Genomic DNA, 17698 nt, shown 5'->3' with positions numbered 1-17698 from the left:
AACGAAGAGGTTATGGGTTTAGAAACTTCAACAATTTCAAATTAAGAAGTTTTCTGACTTGGCATTTTGCCAGCTAATTTCAGTTTATTTTACATACCATGTTCGGTAGAGCCAGAATTCTTAACTCCTCACTTTTCCTTTTAAAAAATATTTTGTCCGGTTCTGTACCCCAGCGGAGGAATACTCTACAATACAGCGAATAAGCTGGCGTTCATGGTTTAAAGACGACAAACCCTATGGGTGGTGTGAGACAGTACGAAAATTCGATGATGTCTGAGAAACCCGAACATTTTCCTGTGTTGGGAGTTCCCGTTCACCTGTTGGATGACTATTCCAGCTGGTTAATCTCGCGTCTAGAGCGGAGGATGGGCAGTCATGTGGTGACGCTAAATGCAGAAATGGCAATGCAGGCAGAAGGCAACCCCACTCTGAGCGAAATTATTCGCTCCGCAGAGCTGGTGATTCCGGATGGAGCTGGTGTCGTACTATACTTGCGACTAAAAGGTAGACGCTTACGCCGCTGTCCCGGAATTGAACTGGCAGAGTCACTATTGCGGCAAGCTGGACAATTGGAACAGTGTCCGGTTTTTTTCTTTGGAGGCGCACCGGGAGTTGCTCAGACGGCGGCGGAGGCTTGGAGAGCTAAACTACCAGGGGTAGCGATCGCAGGTACTCAGCACGGCTACCTGTCGCCTGAAGCTGAACTAGAATTTATCCAAACCCTCAAAGACTTACAACCCCACGTAATTTTCGTAGGTTTAGGCGTTCCCCGTCAGGAATTATGGATAGCCCAACATCGCCACCTATGTCCGCAAGCAATTTGGATCGGTGTTGGCGGTAGTCTGGACATCTGGGCGGGGATAAAATCGAGAGCGCCCGCCTGGTTGCGAGATAATCACCTGGAATGGCTTTATCGGCTGTATCAAGAACCCTGGCGCTGGCGGCGAATGATGGCTTTACCGCAATTTGCCTTAAAAGCTGTGGTAAAAAATTATCAGTTTTGATGGTCATTAGTCATTGGCACCAAGTAGGACTATAGCAATCCTGGGCAAAGTCGTGAAATAATTCTTCCTTTGTAGCGCAAGCGGAATGCCTGCGGCTTGCCCTGTCCTACGATTTACAACTGCTATAGCAGTCCTAAATGATTCGTGAAGGCGAGATCCCCGACTTATTTAAGAAGTCGGGGATCTGAAGCGCTAACATTTCACAACTCAAATAGGATGGCTATATAACTAAAGACGAAAAAACTATACACTTAATAACTTTTTTATGACCACAACTTCTGGTCATCCCGGTATTGGCAAAAATCATCAACGTCAGGCACTGGATGCTGATGCGGGAGATGAATTGCGGGGGATGGTAAAATTGCGTTCCGTGAAAAAAATCTATCCTAATGGCAGTTGTGGGCTATTAGATGTCAACCTAGAAGTCAAGCGGGGGGATTTCATATTCGTCACAGGGCCTTCTGGTTCTGGTAAGTCAACACTTTTGAAGTTGCTGTACGGGGAAGAACGTCCCACTGACGGCGAAGTAATTGTCGATAACTGTAACGTCGGACAACTGCGCGGACACAAGTTGTCTTTGTTGCGGCGGCGGATTGGCGTTGTCTTTCAAGACTACAAACTCATCCCCCGGCGCACGGTGACGGAAAATATTTCCTTTGTCCTGTGGGCGCAAGGCTTCACTCACAAGGAAATTGAGCGTCGTTTAGTTCCCACCCTGAAGCTAGTAGGCTTGCAGCATAAAGCCAGCTGTTTTCCAGAGGAACTGTCTGGGGGAGAGCAACAGCGAGTCAGTCTTGCGCGTGCGATTGTGGGAACGCCGCCACTGTTATTGGCAGATGAACCGACTGGGAACTTAGATCCAGATAATTCGGCATCGGTACTGAAAATTCTTCAGAAACTCAATGCTTTCGGTGCAACAGTGATTGTGACAACGCACGACGAACGCTTGCTACGGATGGCGAATAAAACTGTGGTGCAATTGCGAGATGGAAGATTAAAAATTAAAAATTAACAACTTTGCTTTTTTAACTTTTATTGGGCGCTGCGAACTAAAATTACAGTGCTTTTCACGCCACGCGCGATCGCTCCCGGTATATTTCCTTTAATCGCTTGCTGCAACATTCCCTCACGACTGGCACCTAATACCACCACATCACAATCATCGGCGTGCGCCAAATTGATGACCGCATCGGAAACAGAAGTAGCGCGAACCGGAATTGCCATCACACTTGCACTCAACTGGCTACTGAGGAAAAGAGCAGATTTTTCCAGCACAGCGGTGTCAGGCAAAAGTGTGGAAGGATGGAAAATTTGGGCTAATTGGATGGCTGGTGTATGCGACAGGGAAAGCAAAGAAGGTAAAATTTGCAAAGCTTGCTGGGCGTTAGGGCCACCAGCGATAGGAACCAACCACTTGCGGAAAGCCGAAGGTAGCAGACAGAAGGATGAATTAGAAGTAAATCCTTGACCTATTTTCACCAACACCAGCTCACAAGGAGCCTGTCGGATAATCGTGTCCACAACATCGCCAAAAATGCGACCTTGGGTGATGCTGGTGCCTTTCCAGCCCATTAATAACAAATTGATGTGTCGCTCGTTAATCGTTTCCAGGATCGCCTGAGAGATATCGTGGGATACCCGAATCTGGGTGTGAATCGGAATATTCAATTCCTTGCCTAGTTTTTCCGCCTGACGTAGCAAGCGGCGACTAGCACCCGTCTTCACAGGTGATTGCGCGGGGGCGCTGCTGCGTCCAACTGAAATCACCTGAAGACACTCTAATTCATAGTTACGATCGCGGGCAATTGCCGCTGCCATCTGCAACAGCGCTGGTGCTGTTTGCGGGTTGGCTAAGGGAACTAGCATTCGTCCGCTTCCTGTGGCAGGAGCGCGAGTTTGATAAACTACATAGGAAGGTTCCGACCGGGGGCCAATACTGCCAGTTTGACCGTTCAGCTTGTCTGCTTCCGCCTTAATAATATCGGCGCGGGTAATAATCCCAATCAGCTTGCGTCCTTCCGTCACTGGCAATCGGCTGATTTGATACCGATTAAGTAAATATAAAACATCGCCAAGCGAAGCAGTAGCAGCGACAGTCACAGGTTGCGGTGTCATAATCCGCGATAGGGGGAGATTTCCCGGCAGACTGCGCTCCTTGTAAATTGCTAAATCTGTTTGGGTGACAATACCAACCAGCAATCCCTTGTCTACAACGGGGAAACCGCGATGATGGGAACGGGAAAAAGCTTGCATCGCTTCATCAAGGCTGATATTGCTAGGCAAGGTTTCCACCCGGCGCTGCATTACATCTGCTGCCTTGAGATTTGCCAATAGCCCATCGGTAGTCGGCTTTTTCTCTAAATGAATGCCATTCCACTCTAAGAGGCGACTGTAAAGCGATCCTCTGGTGATCTTTTCCGATACCAGATAGGAAACTACCGAACCAATCATCAAAGGTAAGACAAGGTTAAAGTCCATCGTCATTTCAAAGACAATGACAATGGAGGTGATCGGAGCTTTGGCAACGGCGCAGAAAAATGCCCCCATGCCAGCGAGAGAGTAGGTAGCAGGCGAACCTACTCCCAGAGTTGCCTGTTGCAGAAGTCCCACTAGATAGCCCAGCCCAGATCCCAAAATTAGGGAGGGGGAAAATAAACCACCGGGAGCGCCAGAGCCACAGGCGACAAGTGTTAAGATATACTGCGCGACAAAAGCTATGGTCGTAAATTGCCAAGCCGCCTCACCCGTGACTAAAAATTCTCGCAAACCTGTGTTGTCCCGAAAGCTTTCCGGTAGCAAAGCGATCGCTATCCCAGAAATCAAACCAGCCAAAGCGACTCGTTGACTTAAAGGCAGTTTCAGGGTGCGATAGAAGCCGAGACTGGCAAAAATTCCCTTACAAAACCATGCCCCCAACAACCCAGCCAAAGCTCCCAACAACAGGTAAAAAGGAATCTCTTGCACAGAGAAGCTAGACTGAGATGCTGTTATCGTCAAGTTGAGTTCCAGGCTGCGGCCCCCTAATAGCCGCGAGACAACCGCACCGATGAAGGATGCTAAAATTGCTGTCCCTAGAGTCAGGTCAGATAAATCCTGAAGCAGTTCTTCTACAATAAATAGGACTCCAGCGATCGGCGCATTGAAGCCAGCGGCTAACCCGGCACCAGCACCCGCAGCAATCATCTGGCGGCGATGGTCGGGGGAGGTCGGAACCCAGTGACTCAGTTGGGCGGCGAGGGCTGCACCCACATGAACGGTTGGGCCTTGTCGCCCCAAGGTAAGCCCGGAACCCAAGGACAGGATGCTGCTCAATAATTTAACTATGGCAACCCGTAAATTCAGCGCTATGGGAAACTGAGCAAGAGCAGCTTTGACATAAGGAATACCGCTACCAGCAGCTTCCGGGGACTGACGTTCCACCAACCAACCGGAGAGGAATCCAAAGGATACACCAATGGCAGGGAGGACGATCCACGCTGGTAAAAAGTGGGACGCATGAACTCGCCATGAGCCTAAAGCCCCAACTGATACTTTTAATAGAACTCCTGAGAGTCCCGATACTAAACCAATCAGACAAGCTTCAGCGATCGCTACCCGCCGTCTGGGACGTAAGAAAGTTTTGAATTGTAAAGAGGCGATATATCGCTTCTGAGTTTTGAGTTTTGATTTGAAAGACTTTAACCGAGAACTTAACTCTCTCAAATAATTCATAATGCACTCAAAACAATCAATAGCTAATGGCTAATTGCTAATTGCTAATGGTGGATCAATTAGCAATTAGCTACTAGCCATCTTGCAACTAACTAATAACTTTTCCGGTGACAGATAGCCCTTCTACAATTAGAGAAGGTGTATAAAGCGAATCGTTCCAATCGGCATCGCCTCCCAGTGCTACTAACTGTTTCAGCGCTGTGTAGACGTTACCCGCAACCATCGTATCTTTCACTCGCCCGACTACCTGACCGTTCTGTACGCGGTAGCCTAGCTCAACGTTAACCGAGAAGTCGCCAGAAATACCAGCACCGCCGCCCAGCATCTGGTCTACCACCAGTCCATCATCCAATTTTTGCATCAAGTCCAACAGCGTCCCCTTCCCTTGCCCAACCAGCAAATTAAATAATTCTGGTGTGGGATAGCTGCCTAAACCGGGGCGAAACCCGTTACCTGTGGTGCCGCTGCCCAGCTGCCGCCCTGTGGTGCGGTCGGTGTAAAATAGTTGCAAAATGCCGTCTTTGATAAAGATGAGTTCCCGCGTGCTGGTGCCTTCATCATCAAAAGGACAGCTGAATGGCCCCGATTGCGGGTTTTGGGAAATGGTGATGGCTTCTGATGTTACCTGTTCGGTAAGGCGATCGCTCCAGGGAGAAGCACCTTCGATTACCCGTTTGCCATTGAGTGCTGCTGCAACTGTCCCCCAAAGCATTTCCGCTGCTTTGGCGGTGAATAGCACTGGTACGCGACCGATGGGGGGAGAAACGTTTTCTTTAGACCAACTCAAGCGCTGCACAATTTGGAGAGCCAGGGCGACTGGATCGAGTTTGCCTCGCTGGGTTTGCCCATCGCTGACACTAAGAATATCATCCCCCCGCACCCATTCTGCTCCTAGATAGCAGCTGAGGGTGGTATCGGTATAACGGCAATCTAGCCCTTTAGAGTTGATAAATCGCGTAGTTTCTGATTCGCATTCCCAGGTGCTAGAACAGAGGACTTCTGGGTAAGCGTCTCGGACGATGGCGATCGCTTCTTTGCCCATAGACACCAGATCCTCAACTTGTACTACCTCTCCCAAGTCTGGATAGTTGCCTTTAGTACCATCAGTTAGTTCCACGGTTTCTGGTGGGTTGAGCTTAGCGATCGCGATCGCCCGATCCACCAAGGCTTGCGCTTCCACCGATCCATAGGCGACGGCTAGCCCCGGACGCCCATTTTGCCACAGCCGCAGGGCTGTGCCTTCTGCTTGAGCTATTTCTAACTGTTTGAGTCGGTTGGCTTCAAAAAATACCGGTCGAGATAGCGATCGCGACTGATAAACCTCCGCTGCTTCTGCTCCTGAGTGCAAGGCTAGATCCAATAGCTGCTCTGCTAGCGTCTCTTGTGGCAAATCGTTAAAACCCATATCTATTGATAACTATGGAATAGGCAACCGCCAAGACGCTCTTAAAAGGCAAAAGGAAAAAGCGCCCCAACGATAGGGTCTAGCTATACTTCCCCGAATCTTGGGGCAAGACAGTAAAAATGCAAAAAAAAGAGAAAATATTCCCTAGTAGTAAATAATCTTCTAGGTGGGCATTTTAACTTCTTCTGGTGCTTTTTTTTGCTTTTTTCCTTTAACTTTTTTAAGAGAGTCTAAAGTAGTAAGCAATCTTCATCTGGTGGCATTTTAACTTTTTATGAGAGTCTTTTTCTTTTTCCCTTTTTACTTTGCCATCAGAGTCTTTTTACTTAATTACAGGCAACTCTTGCAGTAGCCAAAACCCCGCAAACGATTCTGTCTGGGGGTTGGACTGTAAAGCTAAAAAATGCACCATCCCCGCTTTTTGCTTAGCCTGCTCAAAGTTTTTGGCTTCCTCCAGAATTTTTGGGTCTTTGAGATTAGCCAGAACCCAGCTATTACTCTCCCCCGTCTCCAATAACAACCTAGGCGACGCACCACTGCTGAACTTGATAAAAGCTGGTTCAATCCCAGACATCCAGCCAGCCATTGGTGTCGCCCTAGGGGAAAAAATCACCACGCCAGGAATCGGCGTTTGAGGCGCAAGAGGTGCGGTATCTGTGGCACCTATCAATGGGAAAGCTTCCCCAAAGCCAATATCCCACTCGTGCATTTCCTCAAATTCCGCCGCAGGCAACGTTACAAACGCCCACTGCTGACCTCTCAAGGCATCTGGTAGAGGCTGGGGTTGCTGGGGTTGGTATTGCACAGACGGATTAGGCGCAACAAGTTGATAGCCCGGTTCTTTGGGATAAACTTCCTGCATCCGTTCTTGTAGCCAGAGATACAGCGAAAAAGTCCGGCGAGAAAGTTGAGCTGAGATGCCCAATTCATCGCACGCTTTGACGATCATCTTGGTCATCGGACGGCGGAAAAAGCGGATTTTTTGGGGAGGGCCGGTTTTGGAGGATGCGATCGCCTCCTCCAACGTCGTCCGCAACCATATCGAATTCACCTGGTTATTAGGGCAGAACTGAGCATAACGAAACAAAGACTCAGGTTTTGTGCGGGTATCCAAAGGACTCTCGCACACCAATAATTCCCAAATTTTTTTCTGATTCTCGTCCAAAATCGGGCGAGAGTAAAAATCTAATTCCCAAACTGTTCCCATACCAAGGCGCTCAAAACTTATCCTATCTTTTATGATACGGGGGAAGCATCCCTTGCCCTTCATGATTTACATAGACGGCTCTTACGGCGAAGGCGGCGGACAAGTGTTACGCACTTCCCTCAGCCTTGCCACTATCACAGGTCAACCGATACGCATCGAACGCATTCGGGCGGGACGCAAAAAGCCCGGACTAGCTGCCCAACACCTGACAGGGGTACGGGCGGCTGCGGCAATTTGCAACGCCCAAGTACAGGGGGATGAGTTGGGTTCAACGAATTTAGAGTTTACCCCCAGTTACTCTGTTCAAGCTGGAAAATACACCTTTGATGTCAGCGACGCACGGGAAGGCCGATCGGCGGGTGCTGTCACTTTGGTTTTGCAGACTATCTTGCTGCCCTTAGCTCTCGCTCGCGGCGATTCTCAAATAATACTGCGCGGCGGCACCCACGTAGCTTATAGCCCCTCACTCTCCTACATTGAGCAAGTTTACCTGCCCATCTTGAAACGAATGGGGGTGCAAGCTGAAGTAAGGCTACACCGTTGGGGATGGTATCCGCAAGGCGGCGGAGAAGTGGAACTGCGCCTGGGCGGCGGTAGCACCCTCAGCAGCATTAATTTACTCGAACGAGGAAAATTGCAGGAAGTGCGGGGTTTAGCTGTGGTGACACAACTCCCATCCCACATTCCGCAACGGATGGCAAGCCGTGCAGAGAATTTGTTACACGAGGCACATCTGAAAGCCACGGTGCGTCCATTGCGAGAAAGGGGTGTTGCACCAGGGGCGGGTATTTTTCTCACAGCTGAGTATGAAGACAGTTTGGCTGGTTTTGGTGCCTTGGGGCGTTTGGGGTTGCCAGCTGATAAAGTAGCCGAAATAGCTTGTCAGGAGTTGCTGAATTTTCATAAAACTAATGCACCTGTTGAGGAGCATTTGGCGGATCAGTTGCTATTACCTGCGGCGTTGGGTTCCGAGACGAGTCAATACCGAGTAGCTGAGATTAGCACCCATTTAACTACCAATGCTTGGGTGATTCATCAGTTTGGCATTGCATCGATAACTATAGATGAAGTTGAGCGGGTGGTGACTGTAACACCCAACACTTAAAGGGGCAGCGATGTTCTAAGAGGGCGATCGCTTTCTCTTTCCCCATCTGGCAATCAGAAACTATATTTAGCGCCCAGTACCACAATTTTGTCCCTATAATTTGCCTTTTGACGTAAATCACATTTTTCTCTGATGAGAATCGCGCCTCTAAAAGCTGGAGATCACCTATTTTGATGGTGAATTTGAACGAACATCTTTGAAGAAGATATAAGTCCACTATCGAGAGGAATAAAAATATGCCAACGTCTTATTCAGTAACTTCTTCTGTAAAACCTGCCGATCAAAACGCGCTGACTCAGGCTGATGTTTCGGGGAATACTGTTGCTGGTGTTCTCCTAATTGTTATTCCTTTGAGCATTGTTTTAGGAGCTGTTTTATATAAAAAGTTTCGTCCTAAACATCGTGCTACTCTTCTGCTGGAACAGATTGAAACTTTAGAGAGAAGCTGGCGGATTAGTCGAGAAAATAAATATTAGTGGCAGACAAAACGATAGCAGACTACCACCGTCCTTTCTCCCAGTTATGTCAAAATCAACCCACGAATAATTCATAATAAAAGGATAAATTAGTCGTTGCATAGGTACGACAAAAATATGACCCAGCTTTCCTCTAATCGCACTCCCCGCCGTGGCAGAATATTCCCCGAATACACTATTCCTCCAGAAGAACTAGCAAGACGCAAAGCCGAACTAGATGCCTTTTATCAGCGTTGTCGCGCAATTTTTGAGCGAGTCCGTCCTGAGTTAATAGCCGACCACTACAACTGGTTTATCGTCATTGAGCCAGATAGTGGAGACTATATCATTGATGCTGACGAAGAGGTGGCATCAGAAAAAGCTCGTCAAAAGCACCCCCATACAAAGCTTGGCGCTTTCCGTCTCAATGAGACAGGAGCCTGCGGCAGAATATGATTTCAGGCAGATTCGGCGACATCGGTGAGCTATTTTTTGAAATTGAATTAATTGCTGCTGATGGAGAGCCTATTCAGGTCGAAGCGCTACTAGATACAGGTTTTACTAGCGGCTGGTTAGCGATTAATACTCAAGACATAGATGCTTTAGGCTGGTCTTTGCTCGAACCTAGACAAGCTATGCAAACAGCACAAGGAGAGAAATTTTTTGATTTCTATACGGGAAAGGTGCGGCTAGATGGAGAGGAATTTACTATTCCAGTTGTTTCTGGAGAAGAGCTTCCAGAAATGTTGATCGGTTTGCAGTGGCTAAAAACGCGACGGATGGTGGTAGATTTTCCGTTAGGAGTGTTGAATTTAGGATAAGAGCGATCGCATTAAATTCGCCTGACTAAAGTGGGAGCGATCGCTAAAGAATCCTCAAATATTGCTCCTCGCCGCTTCAACTCCAGCCTCATCTCCTCACCAAGTCCTACATTCCATCCAAATTCAGCATTCTTAACTTTTGCACCGTTCAGGATAGCACCACTGAAGATGGCACCCTTCAAGTCAGCACCACTCAGGTCTGCACGGCTCAGGTTGGCACCCTTCAAGTCTGCACCAGTTAAGTCCGCACTACTCAGAGAAACACCAATCAGCTCAGCACGCTTGAGGTTAGCGCCAATCAAGATGGCACCATTGAGGATGGCACCGCCCAGGATAGCATGGCTCAGGTTGGCATGGCTCAAATCGACGACACTACTCAAGTCTGCACCGCTCAGGTCAGCATGGCTCAGGTTGGCACCCCGGAGATCCACCCCCCGAAGATCCACACCACTCAGGTTGGCGCAACTGAGATCGGCACTGCTGAAAATAGCATGGCTCAGGTCGGCACCACTGAGGTCGGAACAGCTCAAATTGCCATCGCTGAGGTTGAAACAGCTCAGATTGACCCCACGGAGATCGATATTGCTCAGGTCGGCTCCTGCGAAATCTTCGGCAGGATTTAGAGCGGAAATTTCCGCCAGCTCAAACAAATCATCAGTTTGTGCCTCTACAACCAGATGAATCAGTTCTTCAATTTCCTGAAGAGATTTTGTCTTAGTCATATAGCAACACTGCCTGACTTAAATAGGGCGTTAATTTTGCATCTATTAGCCACTGGGTAATCATTGTGTTTAACACTACCCTCTTATTAGAATTAATATCTTCTAAACCCAATCCTTGGATATCCCTCAACAAGACATCTTTCTTTGAAACTTCAAAGAAACCTGTCACAATGCAAGGCTTTTTCGTCACATACAAAGTTCCCAGTTTTTCCCGATAACTCACGCCAATCAATACTGGCTGACTCCTCTCTTTTGTAAAAGTCCAAGACGGGTTTTCTGGCTCCCCTTGAGTTGTAACTTGATAAGCAGTGACTCCAAATTTATTCATCATATCTGCTTTTTGCTCCCCAGTGGCGTTTGCTTTCGCTTTCGCTTTAATCTCACTTAGGGCAGCATCAAAGTCTCTGGAATTTTGAGATTTATTAACTTCCCGATTTTGTCTATCCGTGTGAATCAAAAGTTGACGCGAGCCTGTTAACTTACGCGAATCATAGGGCATCACGCCATTTGTCAGCTTCAGTTTTAGTTTTGCACTTTTTAAACCAAACTTGACTTGACCGCCCAAGAACGACTCCCAATCTTCTTTGAAACTCACGGTCAAGTAGAGGTCAATGTGTCTAGGTGATTTTGGCTCCCCGTTCAATTCCATGTACAGGCAACCAGATTTGTTTTCTAGCTGAACCACCCGAAGCGGCTGGGGGAGAGGCTTTTGCATTAGAGCATCTCAAGAAGTGCAAATACATTGGGTAGAGAATCCGCAAAGTTGCCACTTCAGTTGTAAATTAGTCTATTCCTTTAGCAGCAAGATGCACCAGTTGCTTTGCCTACCTGGTATGACTCATTCGGCAATTACTTAAGTATTAATAAAGCTAACACAGAGGTGCCATCCATCAACGGTATTGGCTACCAATTGAAACATACAATTGTCCTCAGCCATCGTCAAAAATTGCCCCACGCTGCTTCAGCTCAAGCTTCATCGCCTCGGAAAGTCCTAAAGCCCCTATTAGGCGAGCATTTTCTACATTGGCACCGCTTAAATTGGTACGCTTGAGGTCAGCATTTTGCAAATTCGCCCTGCTTAAGTTGGCACCACTCAAGTCAGCATCACTGAGAGTAGCACCACTCAAATCTGCTGCCACCAACTGGGCATTAGGTAAGTAAGCGCTGTATAAGTTTGCACTCTCCAGATTGGCACCACTGAGGTTAGCGCGGGGCATTTTGGTACGCAAATCGGCTCGACTCAGGTTAGCACCGCGCAAGTCAGCATCGCGGAGGTTGGCATTACAAAGGCAGGCACCAGCCAGGTTAGCACTTTCTAGGTTGGCACGGCTCAAGTCGGCAAATGTTAGGTCTGCGTCGCTCAGATTGGTATCATTGAGGTCAGCATTGCTCAGGTCGGCGCTGCGGAGGTTAATACCGCTTAGGTCAGCTTTGGCAAAATCCTCAGATGGATTGATGCCAAGCATTTTTGCGTGAGTCAGGAAGTCGAGATCCGTAGCTTGCCATAGTTTCCTGACAAGAGAGGAGTGCTGTTGCTGGTAGTCGTTCGCCGCTTGTGAGTCGAGAAGAGCATCTGAGACTAAACGTAGATTTTTGAGCGCCAGTCCCTCTGTTCGACTGTCTGGCAATTGGAGGGCGATCGCTCGACACTCTTGAAAGCATTCCTTCGCCTGGCTATACTCCTCTAAGGAATAGTAAACCGCTCCCAGATTCAAGAGCGTTTGCATCTCACTTTGACGATCTGGAATTTCGCGGACAATGGTTAAACGCTGTTGCTGGTAGGCGATCGCTTTTAGCTCCTCTCCCATCAGGTAGTAAGCATTTCCCAAGTTACCAAGGGCATTCCCCTCACCGCGTCGGTCTTGGATACTTTGAGCTAGATTCAAGTGCTGCTGATAGAATGCGATCGCTTGCGGTAAATCTCCTAAAGCTTTGTATGCAGCTCCCAGATTTCCTAAAGCTGCTCCCTCTCCAATGCTATTTTGGCTGGCTCGATACATAGAAAGCGCCTCTTGCCAAGACTGCATTGCAGCCTCTAGAGACGCGATTAATCGCGTCTCTAGATAGGTCTGATATTGCTCAATTCCTTGCTTTAGCAGTTGGTCGGCTTCAGGAGCCATACTCCTCCTCTGCACCAGATGAGGTAATTAAATTAAGAGCTATTAACTCTTAACTCCTAACTTTTTATAAATAGCCTTTTTTTATTTTTTAGCAGATTGCTCCGCGTCGCCTCAAGTCCCGCTTTATGCTCTCTGGCAATCCTTCATTCTCGCCAAATCGAGCCTTCTGGACTTTCGCACTGCTTAGGTCAGTATCGCTGAGGTTAGCACCACGTAGGTCAGCGCTGCTCAGGTCAACACCCTGCATATTCACACCAATCAAGATGGCATTACTCAGGTTGGCACGGCGCAGAGAAGCATGACTCAGGTTAGCATCGCTTAGGTTGACACAGCACAATTTCGCATCCATCAAGTTGGCGCGGCGCAGGTCAACTCCAATTAGTTTGGCATCATTGAGAGTAGCGCAAAGCAAGTTGCAAGTGTTGAGGCTAGCACCAACCAGGTTGGCACCGCTCAAGTTGATATTGATCGTGTCAGCACAAATCAAGTTGGCACTGATCAAGTTGGCGTTGCTGAGGTCAGCATTGTTCAGGTTGGCTCTGCTCAGGTTAGCACCACTGAGGTCAGCACAACTGAGGTTAGCAGCCAGTAACATAGTACCGCTCAAAATGGCACCGCTCAAATCGGCACCACTCAGGTCAACACCACTCAGGTTCCCACCAGCAAAATCTTTCAGAGGATTTAATCCAGCCATTTGCGCTAGTTCAGAGAAATTATCCGTCTCTGCTTCTACGACGCGCAGGATCAGGTTTCTGATTCTCTGGAGAGATTTTTCATTAGGCACATTCCCACTTGGCCTGATCTGCATAAGGTTTTATATTTGACTCCGAGACGCTCAGGGCAATAATTCTCTCTATCACTGCCCTCTTGTTACGACTAATGTTTTTCAAGCCTAGTTTCTCTGCATCAGGATAGTCTGCCGCCAGACTTTCTTTTTGTAACTGAGTCAAAATTTCTTCTAAAGAGCTTTGCAGCTCAGTGGTATTTTTATTTTTCAGTTGCTCTAGTTTTAAGTTTGCACAATTTGGGTATTGCATTACTTACCTCTGGGTAATTTGTTTAGTGTCTCTGTATCTAGTTTTAAAATACCATTGTACTGTAATGGATTACGCTAATGGGTATCCAATCTTTACGCCTTTTGGCTGAAAGTTTGGTTACAAAAAACACACATAATTTACCTACATAGGGATAGAGGTCATTTGAGTAATCGTTGCTTATGCCTTGTATCCCAAAATACTTCTGTAAGCTTAATAATAGTTAATACATGTCTTAGGGATTTTATTTTAAGTATGTTATATGTAACATTTTATTATCAAAGGAGTAATTAAAAATACTTACTTCAGGATAGAGGAGTAATCTCGATGATTTGCTTAAAAGTGAATAGAAAAAAATAAGCTGTCACCTATTCAAATTGCAATATCAATTAATCGTTTTTTGTCAACTGTCGGTCGTTGGTTGGTTGTTGCAAGTAATTTATTGCACCAAGGTGAAATAGAGGCGGTCGCCTCCCTTCCCAGGAAACGAGGGAAGGGAGGCTAGAAACGGGCTTTTGTAGGGTTTATTTGTGGCTGCCGATATATTCTTGCAATGACTTCACCTGCAAGGGTTGAGACTGCAAAGAACGAATCGCCGCCGCCGTAGCTTTGGCACCAGCAATAGTTGTGATCATCGGGATTTTGTAAGTTAGAGCGCTCCGGCGAATCAGCCGACCATCTGTCTGCGCCTCTTCTCCAGAAGGCGTAGTGATAATTAGCTGAATCTTGCTATTTTTAATTGCATCTAGCACGTGAGGACGGCCCTCATGCAATTTCAGCACCAATTCAACATCTAACCCGTTCTCTCGCAACACTTTCCTAGTGCCTTCGGTTGCCATTATCTGGAAACCTAATTCCATCAGGTTTTTCACCACAGATACAACCGCCGCTTTATCGCGGTTGTTCATCGACACGAACACCGTCCCAGATAAAGGTAAACGCTGTCCTGCTGCCAATTCTGCCTTAGCAAAGGCTGTCCCGAAGTCGGCACCAATTCCCATCACTTCGCCCGTGGAGCGCATCTCAGGGCCGAGAATGGTATCTGTGCCAGCGAATTTCTCAAAAGGCAATACCGCTTCTTTGACCGCAATGTGACTGGGCATCACTTCCTCGGTAAATTTGAGAGATTCCAGGGTCGTACCTGCCATAATTCGGGATGCTAAGCCAGCTAAGGGAACTCCGGTGGCTTTGGAGACATAAGGCACGGTACGCGAGGCTCTGGGGTTGGCTTCGAGGATGTAAACTTGTTCGCCTTGAACAGCAAACTGGATATTCATCAATCCGATGACTTTCAGGGATTTGGCTAGTTCAACCGTCCAGCTGCGAATTGTCTCTAGCACTGGTTCGGAGAGGGAAGTATACGGCAACGAGCAGGCAGAATCTCCGGAGTGAATTCCCGCCTGTTCAATATGCTCCATGATACCGCCGATTACTACTTTGCCAGTGTGGTCTGCGATCGCATCCACATCCACTTCAATCGCATTCTCTAAGAATTTGTCGATTAAAATGGGATGCTCCGGCTCTACTAAAACGGCATAAATCATGTAGCGCTGCAAGTCCTCATCGGAGTAGACGATTTCCATCGCCCGTCCTCCCAATACATAAGAAGGACGTACCACAACCGGGTAGCCAATACGCTTGGCGACAGCTAGAGAATCTTCGTAACTCCGAGCCAGACCGTTTGCTGGCTGCTTGATATCGAGTTCCCGCAGGATTTTTTCAAATCGCTCTCGGTCTTCGGCAGTGTCAATCGAATCTGGCGAGGTTCCCCAAATTTTAGCTGTTATTTCGGGGTGGGATTGCAGATATTCCTGTAAAGGTAAAGCCAATTTTAACGGTGTTTGACCGCCAAACTGGACAATAATCCCTTCTGGCTGTTCCGCCTCGATGATGTTGAGGACATCTTCTTTAGTCAGTGGCTCAAAATACAAGCGATCGCTTGTGTCATAATCTGTGGAAACTGTCTCTGGGTTCGAGTTGACCATAATCGTCTCAAACCCTTCTTTGGATAAGGCATAAGCCGCATGACAACAACAGTAGTCAAACTCAATCCCCTGTCCAATGCGGTTCGGGCCGCCGCCTAAAATCATCACCTTGCGCTTAGTAGAAGGCAACACCTCCGATTCTTCCTCGTAGGTTGAGTAGTAGTATGGAGTTAAAGCTTCAAACTCAGCCGCACAAGTATCCACTGTCTTGTAAACAGGTACTATCCCCAGCGATTTCCGATAATCGCGGACTTCATCCTCTGTGGTTTTAGTAGCATAAGCGATTTGGCGATCGCTAAATCCCTGCCGCTTAATATCCCACATTTGTTCCTTCTTCAGGTCTTTGAGCTGACTCCGCTTCAGGAACTTCTCGGTTTCCAACAGTTCCTGCATCTTATCCAGAAACCACAAATCGATTCCGGTGAGTTCATAAATCTCTTCCGCTGTCATCCCCATCAAAAAGGCATGACGCACCGTAAAAATCCGTTCTGGGTTCGGTGTTCGCAAACCAGCCCGAATTTGCTCCAATGAAGGTAACTTCTCCTTCTTATCGCATCCCCATCCGGCGCGTCCTGTTTCCAAACCACGCAAAGCTTTTTGGAACGACTCGCAGAACGTCCGTCCCATCGCCATCACTTCTCCCACCGATTTCATCTGCGTTGTCAGCACCGATTGAGAACCGGGAAATTTCTCAAACGCAAATCGGGGAATCTTCGTCACTACATAGTCAATTGTCGGCTCAAACGAGGCTGGTGTTTTCTTAGTGATGTCGTTGGGAATTTCATCTAAGCTGTAACCCACCGCCAACTTCGCCGCCATTTTAGCAATTGGGAATCCCGTCGCCTTAGATGCAAGCGCGGAACTGCGGGAAACTCGCGGGTTCATCTCAATTACAATCAATTCGCCTGTAAGTGGATTTATGGCAAATTGAATATTTGAGCCGCCCGTCTCTACCCCAATCTCACGGATAATTTTAATTGAGGCATCCCGAAGGCGCTGGTATTCCTTGTCTGTCAAGGTTTGCGCTGGCGCTACGGTAATTGAGTCCCCGGTGTGAATACCCATCGGGTCAAGGTTCTCGATTGAGCAGATAATCACTACGTTATCTGCCAAATCGCGCATTACTTCCAGTTCGTACTCTTTCCAACCCAGAAGCGACTTTTCCACCAGAATCTGCGACATGGGAGAAGCATCTATACCTCCCTGTGCCATTTCTTCAAATTCTTCTTGGTTGTAAGAAATACCGCCGCCAGTGCCGCCGAGGGTGAAAGCGGGACGGATAATTAAGGGGTAGGAGCCGATTTCGCGAGCGATCGCTTTCGCTTCTTCTAATGTACTAGCAATTCCCGACGGACAAACTGGCACCCCAATTCGCGCCATCGCTTCTTTAAACAGCAAGCGGTCTTCGGCTTTCTCAATAGCTGGTAATTTGGCTCCGATTAACTCAACGCCATACTTGTCCAATACTCCATTCTTCGCCAGCGCCACGGCTAAATTTAGAGCAGTCTGACCCCCCATCGTTGGCAATAAAGCATCAGGTCGCTCTTTTTCTATCACCTTCTCCACCACGTCTGGTGTCATTGGTTCAATGTAGGTGCGGTCAGCGGTTTCCGGGTCGGTCATAATCGAAGCTGGGTTGGAATTGATCAACACCACTTCATATCCTTCTTCCCGAAGGGCTTTACAGGCCTGAGTCCCTGAATAATCAAACTCGCAGCCTTGTCCTATGACAATTGGCCCGGAGCCTAGTAGCAAAATTTTATGAATATCATTGCGACGGGGCATATTCGTTAGTCCTAGCGTAACCGTTGTCAAGTCCTGATCATTCTACGGGGTTTCATCCTATTCCTGGCGGGTTATTGGGTCTATTTTTCCAAGATTTGATGACTTATGACTTAGGGAGTGGGAGCTTACTTTCGTTACTCGCATTCCCAGGCGACTCCCTAGGAACGAGAGAAACTGGTGCGTATAGCACAGGTTGTTTCTGGCAAAAGTGGATTTTTTTTGTTAAGCAGCGTTGACAAATCCAATCAATAAATTTATAGTCTTAGATTGTATTTCCCTGTGCATCAATAACGAAAATGACAGAGAGAGATAAAGTATCTCGTCTCTGCCATAGGTTCTCCTCT

At 47.7% G+C, this 17698-nt stretch carries 15 protein-coding genes; 6 read left to right on the top strand and 9 right to left on the bottom strand.

All coding sequences use genetic code 11. The annotated features are described in order from the left end of the window. Nucleotides 1–269: 269 nt before the first annotated feature. Both H6F74_RS16045 and ftsE read left to right on the top strand, forming a co-directional pair. Complete coding sequence (locus H6F74_RS16045; RefSeq protein WP_190442838.1) at nt 270–1004, top strand: WecB/TagA/CpsF family glycosyltransferase; 735 nt, start codon at nt 270–272, stop codon at nt 1002–1004. A 352-nt stretch (nt 1005–1356) separates the two neighbouring features. Next, nucleotides 1357–2016: a cell division ATP-binding protein FtsE gene (ftsE, locus tag H6F74_RS16040; RefSeq protein ID WP_190442836.1), complete on the top strand. Its 660-nt coding sequence runs from the start codon at nt 1357–1359 to the stop codon at nt 2014–2016. Between the two features lie 20 nt (nt 2017–2036). Here ftsE and H6F74_RS16035 read toward each other — a convergent pair whose 3' ends face one another. The 3 genes from H6F74_RS16035 to H6F74_RS16025 form a co-directional block, all read right to left on the bottom strand. Next, on the bottom strand, nt 2037–4715 hold the full coding sequence (locus H6F74_RS16035) for a chloride channel protein (protein ID WP_190442826.1): 2679 nt from the start codon (nt 4713–4715) through the stop codon (nt 2037–2039). An 88-nt stretch (nt 4716–4803) separates the two neighbouring features. Beyond that, on the bottom strand, nt 4804–6120 hold the full coding sequence (locus H6F74_RS16030; RefSeq protein ID WP_190442825.1) for a TldD/PmbA family protein: 1317 nt from the start codon (nt 6118–6120) through the stop codon (nt 4804–4806). Between the two features lie 322 nt (nt 6121–6442). Then, complete coding sequence (locus tag H6F74_RS16025) at nt 6443–7327, bottom strand: Tab2/Atab2 family RNA-binding protein (protein ID WP_190442823.1); 885 nt, start codon at nt 7325–7327, stop codon at nt 6443–6445. Between the two features lie 61 nt (nt 7328–7388). Between H6F74_RS16025 and rtcA the strand changes: the two genes are divergently transcribed. The 4 genes from rtcA to H6F74_RS16005 all read left to right on the top strand — a co-directional run bounded on the left by rtcA (nt 7389) and on the right by H6F74_RS16005 (nt 9708). After that, the gene (rtcA, locus tag H6F74_RS16020; protein ID WP_190442821.1) at nt 7389–8432 is read left to right on the top strand and encodes an RNA 3'-terminal phosphate cyclase; all 1044 of its coding nucleotides are present in this window, start codon (nt 7389–7391) and stop codon (nt 8430–8432) included. Nucleotides 8433–8668: 236 nt separating this feature from the next. Further along, the gene (locus H6F74_RS16015) at nt 8669–8908 is read left to right on the top strand and encodes a hypothetical protein (protein ID WP_190442820.1); all 240 of its coding nucleotides are present in this window, start codon (nt 8669–8671) and stop codon (nt 8906–8908) included. Nucleotides 8909–9025: 117 nt separating this feature from the next. Continuing rightward, nucleotides 9026–9343, top strand: a complete 318-nt coding sequence (locus H6F74_RS16010; protein WP_190442818.1) for a hypothetical protein — start codon at nt 9026–9028, stop codon at nt 9341–9343. Then, nucleotides 9340–9708: an aspartyl protease gene (locus tag H6F74_RS16005; protein ID WP_190442816.1), complete on the top strand. Its 369-nt coding sequence runs from the start codon at nt 9340–9342 to the stop codon at nt 9706–9708. Before H6F74_RS16010 ends, H6F74_RS16005 begins: the two co-directional genes overlap by 4 nt. An 11-nt stretch (nt 9709–9719) precedes the next feature. Here the strand turns inward: H6F74_RS16005 and H6F74_RS16000 are convergent, their stop codons facing one another. The 6 genes from H6F74_RS16000 to carB form a co-directional block, all read right to left on the bottom strand. Beyond that, entirely contained in the window at nt 9720–10430 is a 711-nt protein-coding gene (locus tag H6F74_RS16000; RefSeq protein WP_190442814.1) for a pentapeptide repeat-containing protein, read from the bottom strand. Continuing rightward, complete coding sequence (locus H6F74_RS15995; RefSeq protein WP_190442812.1) at nt 10423–11145, bottom strand: hypothetical protein; 723 nt, start codon at nt 11143–11145, stop codon at nt 10423–10425. Before H6F74_RS15995 ends, H6F74_RS16000 begins: the two co-directional genes overlap by 8 nt. Nucleotides 11146–11359: 214 nt before the next feature. Beyond that, on the bottom strand, nt 11360–12550 hold the full coding sequence (locus H6F74_RS15990; RefSeq protein WP_190442810.1) for a pentapeptide repeat-containing protein: 1191 nt from the start codon (nt 12548–12550) through the stop codon (nt 11360–11362). 88 nt (nt 12551–12638) lie between these two features. Further along, on the bottom strand, nt 12639–13358 hold the full coding sequence (locus tag H6F74_RS15985) for a pentapeptide repeat-containing protein (protein ID WP_190442809.1): 720 nt from the start codon (nt 13356–13358) through the stop codon (nt 12639–12641). Beyond that, on the bottom strand, nt 13327–13587 hold the full coding sequence (locus H6F74_RS15980; protein ID WP_190442807.1) for a hypothetical protein: 261 nt from the start codon (nt 13585–13587) through the stop codon (nt 13327–13329). Before H6F74_RS15980 ends, H6F74_RS15985 begins: the two co-directional genes overlap by 32 nt. A gap of 521 nt (nt 13588–14108) precedes the next feature. Further along, nucleotides 14109–17354 (bottom strand): carbamoyl-phosphate synthase large subunit, encoded by a 3246-nt coding sequence (gene carB / locus H6F74_RS15975; RefSeq protein ID WP_190442805.1) that lies wholly within the window; start codon nt 17352–17354, stop codon nt 14109–14111. Between the last annotated feature and the right edge of the window lie 344 nt (nt 17355–17698).

The sequence above is a fragment of the Trichocoleus sp. FACHB-90 genome (genome assembly GCF_014695505.1).
GTDB classification, from domain to species: Bacteria; Cyanobacteriota; Cyanobacteriia; order Cyanobacteriales; family FACHB-T130; genus Funiculus; species Funiculus sociatus.
This window is presented reverse-complemented; position numbering and strand designations above follow the sequence as displayed.

Coding starts and splice junctions, on each gene's coding strand:
- carB (WP_190442805.1), bottom strand. CDS start 17,354: ATGCCCCGTCGCAATGATATTCATAAAATTTTGCTACTAGGCTCCGGG.
- H6F74_RS16025 (WP_190442823.1), bottom strand. CDS start 7,327: ATGGGAACAGTTTGGGAATTAGATTTTTACTCTCGCCCGATTTTGGAC.
- ftsE (WP_190442836.1), top strand. CDS start 1,357: ATGGTAAAATTGCGTTCCGTGAAAAAAATCTATCCTAATGGCAGTTGT.
- H6F74_RS16035 (WP_190442826.1), bottom strand. CDS start 4,715: ATGAATTATTTGAGAGAGTTAAGTTCTCGGTTAAAGTCTTTCAAATCA.
- H6F74_RS16005 (WP_190442816.1), top strand. CDS start 9,340: ATGATTTCAGGCAGATTCGGCGACATCGGTGAGCTATTTTTTGAAATT.
- H6F74_RS16010 (WP_190442818.1), top strand. CDS start 9,026: ATGACCCAGCTTTCCTCTAATCGCACTCCCCGCCGTGGCAGAATATTC.
- H6F74_RS15995 (WP_190442812.1), bottom strand. CDS start 11,145: ATGCAAAAGCCTCTCCCCCAGCCGCTTCGGGTGGTTCAGCTAGAAAAC.
- H6F74_RS16015 (WP_190442820.1), top strand. CDS start 8,669: ATGCCAACGTCTTATTCAGTAACTTCTTCTGTAAAACCTGCCGATCAA.
- H6F74_RS16030 (WP_190442825.1), bottom strand. CDS start 6,120: ATGGGTTTTAACGATTTGCCACAAGAGACGCTAGCAGAGCAGCTATTG.
- rtcA (WP_190442821.1), top strand. CDS start 7,389: ATGATTTACATAGACGGCTCTTACGGCGAAGGCGGCGGACAAGTGTTA.
- H6F74_RS15985 (WP_190442809.1), bottom strand. CDS start 13,358: ATGCAGATCAGGCCAAGTGGGAATGTGCCTAATGAAAAATCTCTCCAG.
- H6F74_RS15990 (WP_190442810.1), bottom strand. CDS start 12,550: ATGGCTCCTGAAGCCGACCAACTGCTAAAGCAAGGAATTGAGCAATAT.
- H6F74_RS16000 (WP_190442814.1), bottom strand. CDS start 10,430: ATGACTAAGACAAAATCTCTTCAGGAAATTGAAGAACTGATTCATCTG.
- H6F74_RS16045 (WP_190442838.1), top strand. CDS start 270: ATGTCTGAGAAACCCGAACATTTTCCTGTGTTGGGAGTTCCCGTTCAC.
- H6F74_RS15980 (WP_190442807.1), bottom strand. CDS start 13,587: ATGCAATACCCAAATTGTGCAAACTTAAAACTAGAGCAACTGAAAAAT.